This is a genomic window from Pseudomonas sp. Sample_24 (genome assembly GCF_004307605.1).
Lineage (GTDB): Bacteria > Pseudomonadota > Gammaproteobacteria > Pseudomonadales > Pseudomonadaceae > Aquipseudomonas.
Genome location: NZ_RCNW01000032.1, coordinates 4,667 through 11,069, shown reverse-complemented (window position 1 = coordinate 11,069; position 6,403 = coordinate 4,667). Strand labels below are relative to the sequence as shown.

Here is a 6,403-nt window from a genome sequence, read left to right as displayed (position 1 = left end):
TGTACAGTCAGCGCGTTGTAGATGCTCGGTACGCTGTCGCGTGGAAATTCCACGTCGATAACGGCGCCGATGATTTGAACGATACGTCCGCTACTCATAGCTGGATCCTCTGAATATTTGAACCGTTAAACCGCGGCAGCGCCGCCGACGATTTCCGAGATCTCTTGGGTGATCGCAGCCTGACGCGCCTTGTTGTAGACCAGCTGCAAATCGCTGATCAAATCACCGGCGTTGTCGGTAGCGTTCTTCATCGCGATCATCCGCGCAGCTTGTTCAGCCGCGTTGTTCTCGACCACCGCCTGGTAGACCTGCGACTCCACGTAACGGACCATCAAGCCGTCCAGCAGCTCCTTGGCATCCGGTTCGTAGAGATAGTCCCAGTGGTGCTTGAGGTCTTGATCCGGGGTTGCCACCAGTGGAATCAACTGCTCCACGGTAGGCTGTTGCGTCATGGTGTTGATGAACTTGTTGGACACCACGGACAGGCGGTCAATACGGCCGTCCAGGTAGGCATCCAGCATCACCTTGACGCTGCCGATCAGATCATTGATCGACGGCTCTTCACCCAGGTGGCTGATAGCTGCAACGACGTTACCGCCGAAGTTGCGGAAAAAGGCCGCACCCTTGCTACCAACGACACACAGATCGATCTCGACGCCGTTTTCGCGGTTTACCGCCATGTCCTTGACCAGGGCCTTGAACAGGTTGGTGTTCAAGCCGCCGCACAGACCACGGTCACTGCTCACTACGACATAACCGACACGCTTGATTTCGCGGTCGATCATGAACGGGTGGCGGTATTCCGGGTTGGCGTTGGCCAGATGCCCAATTACCTGGCGGATACGCTCCGCATAAGGACGGCTAGCAGCCATGCGCATTTGTGCCTTGCGCATTTTGCTGACCGCCACTTTTTCCATGGCGCTGGTAATCTTTTGCGTGCTTTTGATGCTCGCAATCTTACTGCGAATCTCTTTTGCGCCTGCCATGTAACACCTATCAGGTTAGCAAGCGGGAGCCTTGCGGCTCCCGCTGCGGCTTACCAGGTTTGGGTGGCCTTGAACTTCTCGATACCGGCTTTCATGCCAGCGTCGATTTCGTCATTGAAGTCACCTTTCACGTTGATCTTCGCCATCAAATCGGCGTGATCGCGGTTGAAGAAAGCAATCAGCGCTTGCTCGAAGCTGCCGATCTTGGCGATTTCAACGTCAGTCAGGAACCCACGCTCAGCGGCATACAGCGACAGCGCCATGTCAGCGATCGACATTGGTGCGTATTGCTTCTGCTTCATCAGCTCGGTAACGCGCTGACCATGCTCAAGTTGCTTACGGGTCGCTTCGTCCAGGTCAGAAGCGAACTGGGCGAATGCCGCCAGTTCACGGTACTGAGCCAGAGCGGTACGGATACCACCGGACAGCTTCTTGATGATCTTGGTCTGAGCGGCACCACCCACACGGGATACCGAAACACCGGCGTTCACAGCAGGACGGATGCCCGAGTTGAACATGGCCGATTCCAGGAAGATCTGACCGTCAGTGATGGAAATCACGTTGGTCGGAACGAACGCGGATACGTCGCCAGCCTGGGTTTCGATGATCGGCAGTGCGGTCAGGGAACCGGTTTTGCCGGTCACTGCGCCGTTGGTGAACTTCTCTACGTATTCTTCCGAAACGCGGGATGCGCGCTCCAGCAGACGGGAGTGGAGATAGAACACGTCGCCTGGGTAAGCTTCACGGCCTGGTGGACGGCGCAGCAGCAGGGAAATCTGGCGGTAAGCCACTGCTTGCTTGGACAGATCGTCATAAACGATCAGCGCGTCTTCACCGCGGTCGCGGAAGAATTCACCCATGGTGCAACCGGAGTACGGTGCCAGGAATTGCAGCGCAGGAGATTCCGAAGCACTGGCAGCCACGATGATCGTGTTGGCCAGGGCGCCGTTTTCTTCCAGCTTGCGAACCACGTTGGCGATGGTCGATTGTTTCTGACCGATCGCAACGTAGACGCAGTAGATGCCGCTGTTCTTCTGGTTGATGATCGCGTCGATCGCCAGAGCGGTTTTACCGATCTGACGGTCACCGATGATCAGCTCACGCTGGCCACGGCCGACAGGGATCATGGCATCGACAGCCTTGTAGCCAGTCTGTACAGGCTGGTCTACCGACTTACGCCAGATCACGCCTGGAGCAACTTTCTCGACCGCGTCGGTCTGAGTGTTGTTCAGCGGACCTTTGCCATCAACTGGGTTACCCAGTGCGTCGACAACGCGACCCAGCAGTTCCTTACCAACCGGAACTTCGAGGATGCGGCCAGTGCACTTGGCGCTCATGCCTTCAGCCAGAGACTGGTATGCGCCCAATACGACGGCACCTACGGAGTCTTGCTCCAGGTTGAGTGCCATACCGAAGACGCCGCCCGGAAACTCGATCATCTCGCCGTACATGACGTCGGCCAGACCGTGAATCCGCACGATACCGTCAGATACGCTGACGACAGTGCCTTCGTTACGGGCTTGGGAGGTCACATCGAGCTTGTCGATGCGGCCCTTGATAATTTCACTTATTTCGGAAGGATTGAGTTGCTGCATTGCTCTGCTGCCCCTTCAAACTCAAGATTTCAATGCTTCGGCAAGTTTCGCGATTTTGCCGCGAATCGAGCCATCGATAACCAGGTCGCCGGCGCGGATGACAACGCCCCCAATAAGGGATTTGTCTTCCTCGACTTGCAGGCGCACTTCCCGGTTGAGTCGTGCACTGAGAACCTTGGCGAGTTTGTCTTGCTGTTCTTGGTTCAATGCAAAAGCACTGGTCACTTCAACGTCTACCGATTTCTCTTGTTCGGCCTTGTACAGGTCGAACAGAGCGGCGATCTCCGGCAACAGCGGGAGACGGTCGTTTTCGGCAACGACGTGGATGAAGTTCTGTGCCTTGGCATCAAACTTGTCGCCGCACACGTCAATGAACGTGGCGGCCTTTTCTGCGCTCGTCAGTCGCGGGGCCTTGAGCACGCGCTGCATGGTGTCGTCTTCCGACACCGCTGCAGCCAGGCCGAGCATGGCTGACCAATTGGCCAGTTGCTGGTGGGCCTGAGCGTGCTCGAAGGCCGCCTTAGCGTAAGGTCGGGCCAACGTGGTCAGTTCTGCCATGATCGCCCTCGCTTAGATTTCAGCAGCCAGTTGGTTAACCAGCTCTGCGTGCGCGTTTTGATCGATTGTGGCACCCAGGATCTTCTCGGCGCCGCCAACAGCCAGCAAGCCCACTTGGGCACGCAGCTTGTCTTTGACGCTGTTCAGTTCCTGTTCGATCTCGGCTTGAGCCTGAACCTTCACACGGTCAGCGTCGATACGGGCTTTTTCAACAGCCTCTTCGACGATCTGGTTACCGCGTTTCTTGGCTTGCTCGATGATTTCAGCTGCCTGAGCTTTCGCTTCGCGCAGTTGCTGACCCGCTTTCTCTTGGGCCAACTCCAGGTCGCGAGCTGCACGGCTGGCAGCGTCCAGACCATCAGCGATCTTCTTTTGACGTTCGTGCAGAGCCGCGATGACTGGAGGCCATACGAACTTCATGCAGAACAATACAAAAATCAGGAACGCAACGGACTGGCCAATCAGGGTCGCATTAATGTTCACGCCAACACCTCGCAGTTACGTTGTCCATCACACCAAATTACCCGGAAGATCCGAGTAATTAGCCAGCGATCTGACCAACGAACGGGTTCGCAAAGGTGAAGAACAGAGCGATACCAACACCGATCATGGTTACGGCGTCGAGCAGACCGGCAACGATGAACATTTTAACTTGCAGCATTGGAACCATTTCTGGCTGACGCGCTGCGCCTTCCAGGAACTTGCCGCCCAGCAGGCCGAAACCAATTGCGGTACCCAGTGCGCCCAGGCCGATCAACAGTGCAACAGCGATAGCGGTTAGACCAACTACAGTTTCCATCTTTCCTCCCGACTTTTACGTCGTATGGTTTAGGTTTTTTAGATTAAAGCGGTAAAACAAATCGTTTCAGATGCTCCGTCAGGAGCCCCTTCCCGTTTTACCGGGAAGGACATCAGACTAGTCGAGACTGGTCTTAATGGTTTTCTTCGTGTGCCATCGACAGGTAGACGATGGTCAGCATCATGAAGATGAACGCCTGCAGAGTGATGATCAGGATGTGGAACACAGCCCACGCCCACTGCAGAACAACGCCCAGGCCACTAAGCCAGAGCAGACCGCTGCCGAACATCACAGCAATCAGGATGAAGACCAGCTCGCCGGCATACATGTTGCCGAACAGACGCAGAGCCAGGGAGATCGGCTTGGCGATCAGGGTCACGAATTCCAGCAGGAAGTTCACCGGGATCAGCAGGGCTTGAACGAAGATGTTCTTGCTGCCGAACGGGTGCAGGGTCAGCTCGCCGATGAAACCGCCGAGGCCCTTGACCTTGATGCTGTAGAAAATGATCAGTGCGAAAACCGAGAATGCCATGCCCAGAGTCGCGTTCGGGTCGGTAGTCGACACGGCGCGGAACGGGATGTGGGCATCGCCGGAGATCAGGATGGCCAGCTGAGGAATCCAGTCGACCGGTACCAGGTCGACGGCGTTCATCAGGAACACCCAGACGAAGATGGTCAGTGCCAGCGGTGCAATCACCGGGCTACGGCCATGGAAGCTGTCTTTCACGCTGCCATCGACGAATTCGACCAATACTTCAACGAAGTTCTGCAAAGCACCTGGCTGACCGGAGGTCGCCTTCTTTGCCGCCATGCGGAAAAGAAGAACGAAGATCAGACCCAATGCGACAGACCAGCCGAGGGTATCGACGTGGAAAGCCCAGAAGCCCATTTCCTTGGCTTCTGCTGCGGTGTGGGCAAAGCCCCAGCCGCCGGTAGGGTGCTGACCGAAGGTCAGGTTCTGCAAGTGGTGCTGGATATAGCCCGAAGCGGTTGTTTCTGCCATGGTTGCCTCAAACGCCCTAAGGTCTCGAAAGTCTTGTTCTCATCAGCAGGGGAGCGAACCAGCTGACCGACTGAGTCAGCACGAAGGCACCGAATACTGCAATCGGCGCCAGTGGCTTCACACCTGCAAACACCAGTGCAAACAGCACTGCCGTCAAAATCAGTTTCCCCGCCTCGCCGGCATAAAACGACCGGACGATGGACTGGGCTGCTCGGGCGCCGGAAAACCGAAATGCCCTGTGAGCGAAATACACATTGGGCAGCAAGGCTATCAGGCCTCCGCAAAGTCCCGAGTACCCGGCAACGACTCCGTGCCATTGCCAGAGCGCCAAAGCGGCAATGAGCAAGACCACGAATTGAGCCATTAACACCGGAAAAACCGCCAGGCGATGGAAAGGCAAGCGGTTTGGCGTGCGGGTTTCCATCGTTATTGCTCTCCAATGGTCGGCTGCCGAAATTCAATAACTTGGCATAATTTGTGCCGACAAAATGCGCGCAGAGTATAGGGGCGGTTCTGCCCCTATTCAACTGTCAGGTAGTGATTTCCGACTGCACGCTACATGAGGAAATGTTTCAGCGGATATGTGCGAGTACGCCTTGAAGCTCATCCAGTGAGTTGTAACCAATCACTAACTGCCCTTTGCCCTTCTTCCCGTGTCGAATCTGCACCGCAGAGCCTAGGCGCTCGGCCAGACGCTGTTCCAGGCGGGCAATATCCGGGTCCGGTTTTGCAGGTTCGACAGGCTCCGGTTTGCCACTCAACCACTGGCGAACCAGTGCTTCAGTCTGGCGCACAGTCAGTCCTCGTGCGACAACATGTCGCGCCCCTTCAACCTGTTGATTGTCCGGCAAACCGAGCAATGCACGGGCATGCCCCATTTCCAGGTCGCCATGGGACAACATGGTCTTGATGACTTCCGGCAGCGAAATCAGGCGTAACAAGTTGGCCACGGTCACCCGTGACTTACCCACCGCTTCGGCCACTTGCTGCTGGGTCAGCTGGAATTCCTGCTGCAGACGCTGCAAAGCCACTGCTTCTTCGATCGGGTTGAGGTCTTCGCGCTGGATGTTCTCGATCAGAGCAATGGCGATGGCGGTTTCATCCGGCACATCGCGCACCATCGCCGGAATGGTTTCCTGCCCGGCCTGCTGGCTGGCGCGCCAGCGCCGTTCACCAGCGATGATTTCAAAACGACCGCCGCCGATCGGGCGTACCACGATCGGTTGCATCACACCTTGGGCCTTGATCGACTGCGCCAGCTCTTCCAGAGCTTGAGGATCCATATCGCGACGCGGCTGGTATTTACCGCGCTGGAGCAGGTCCAGGGGCAGGTGTTGCAACTCACGATGATCGGCTTGCGCCGCTTGTTCTTCCAGCGAGCTGACGGTCGGACCACTCAGCAGTGCATCCAGTCCACGTCCGAGACCTCGTTTCTTGACGGCCATGGGGATTCCTTAAGTTG

8 protein-coding genes are annotated in these 6,403 nt (G+C 56.6%); all 8 read right to left on the bottom strand.

Translation table 11 applies throughout. From position 1 onward, the window contains the following. Positions 1 to 125: 125 nt before the first annotated feature. The 8 genes from atpG to D8V06_RS01590 all read right to left on the bottom strand — a co-directional run bounded on the left by atpG (position 126) and on the right by D8V06_RS01590 (position 6,386). Positions 126 to 986 (bottom strand): F0F1 ATP synthase subunit gamma, encoded by an 861-nt coding sequence (gene atpG / locus D8V06_RS01625; protein ID WP_008045673.1) that lies wholly within the window; start codon positions 984 to 986, stop codon positions 126 to 128. A 50-nt stretch (positions 987 to 1,036) separates the two neighbouring features. Beyond that, positions 1,037 to 2,581, bottom strand: a complete 1,545-nt coding sequence (gene atpA / locus D8V06_RS01620; RefSeq protein WP_056854269.1) for a F0F1 ATP synthase subunit alpha — start codon at positions 2,579 to 2,581, stop codon at positions 1,037 to 1,039. 21 nt (positions 2,582 to 2,602) lie between these two features. Beyond that, on the bottom strand, positions 2,603 to 3,139 hold the full coding sequence (locus D8V06_RS01615) for a F0F1 ATP synthase subunit delta (protein WP_056854268.1): 537 nt from the start codon (positions 3,137 to 3,139) through the stop codon (positions 2,603 to 2,605). A 12-nt stretch (positions 3,140 to 3,151) separates the two neighbouring features. After that, on the bottom strand, positions 3,152 to 3,622 hold the full coding sequence (locus D8V06_RS01610) for a F0F1 ATP synthase subunit B (RefSeq protein WP_011336718.1): 471 nt from the start codon (positions 3,620 to 3,622) through the stop codon (positions 3,152 to 3,154). 58 nt (positions 3,623 to 3,680) lie between these two features. Further along, positions 3,681 to 3,938, bottom strand: a complete 258-nt coding sequence (gene atpE / locus D8V06_RS01605) for a F0F1 ATP synthase subunit C (protein WP_003097235.1) — start codon at positions 3,936 to 3,938, stop codon at positions 3,681 to 3,683. 133 nt (positions 3,939 to 4,071) lie between these two features. Further along, positions 4,072 to 4,941: a F0F1 ATP synthase subunit A gene (gene atpB / locus D8V06_RS01600; protein WP_015097443.1), complete on the bottom strand. Its 870-nt coding sequence runs from the start codon at positions 4,939 to 4,941 to the stop codon at positions 4,072 to 4,074. A gap of 16 nt (positions 4,942 to 4,957) precedes the next feature. After that, on the bottom strand, positions 4,958 to 5,365 hold the full coding sequence (locus D8V06_RS01595; protein WP_056854266.1) for a F0F1 ATP synthase subunit I: 408 nt from the start codon (positions 5,363 to 5,365) through the stop codon (positions 4,958 to 4,960). A 148-nt stretch (positions 5,366 to 5,513) separates the two neighbouring features. Continuing rightward, positions 5,514 to 6,386 carry a ParB/RepB/Spo0J family partition protein gene (locus D8V06_RS01590; protein ID WP_056854265.1) on the bottom strand — a complete coding sequence of 291 codons (873 nt, stop codon included), beginning with the start codon at positions 6,384 to 6,386 and terminating at the stop codon, positions 5,514 to 5,516. Positions 6,387 to 6,403 lie beyond the last annotated feature (17 nt).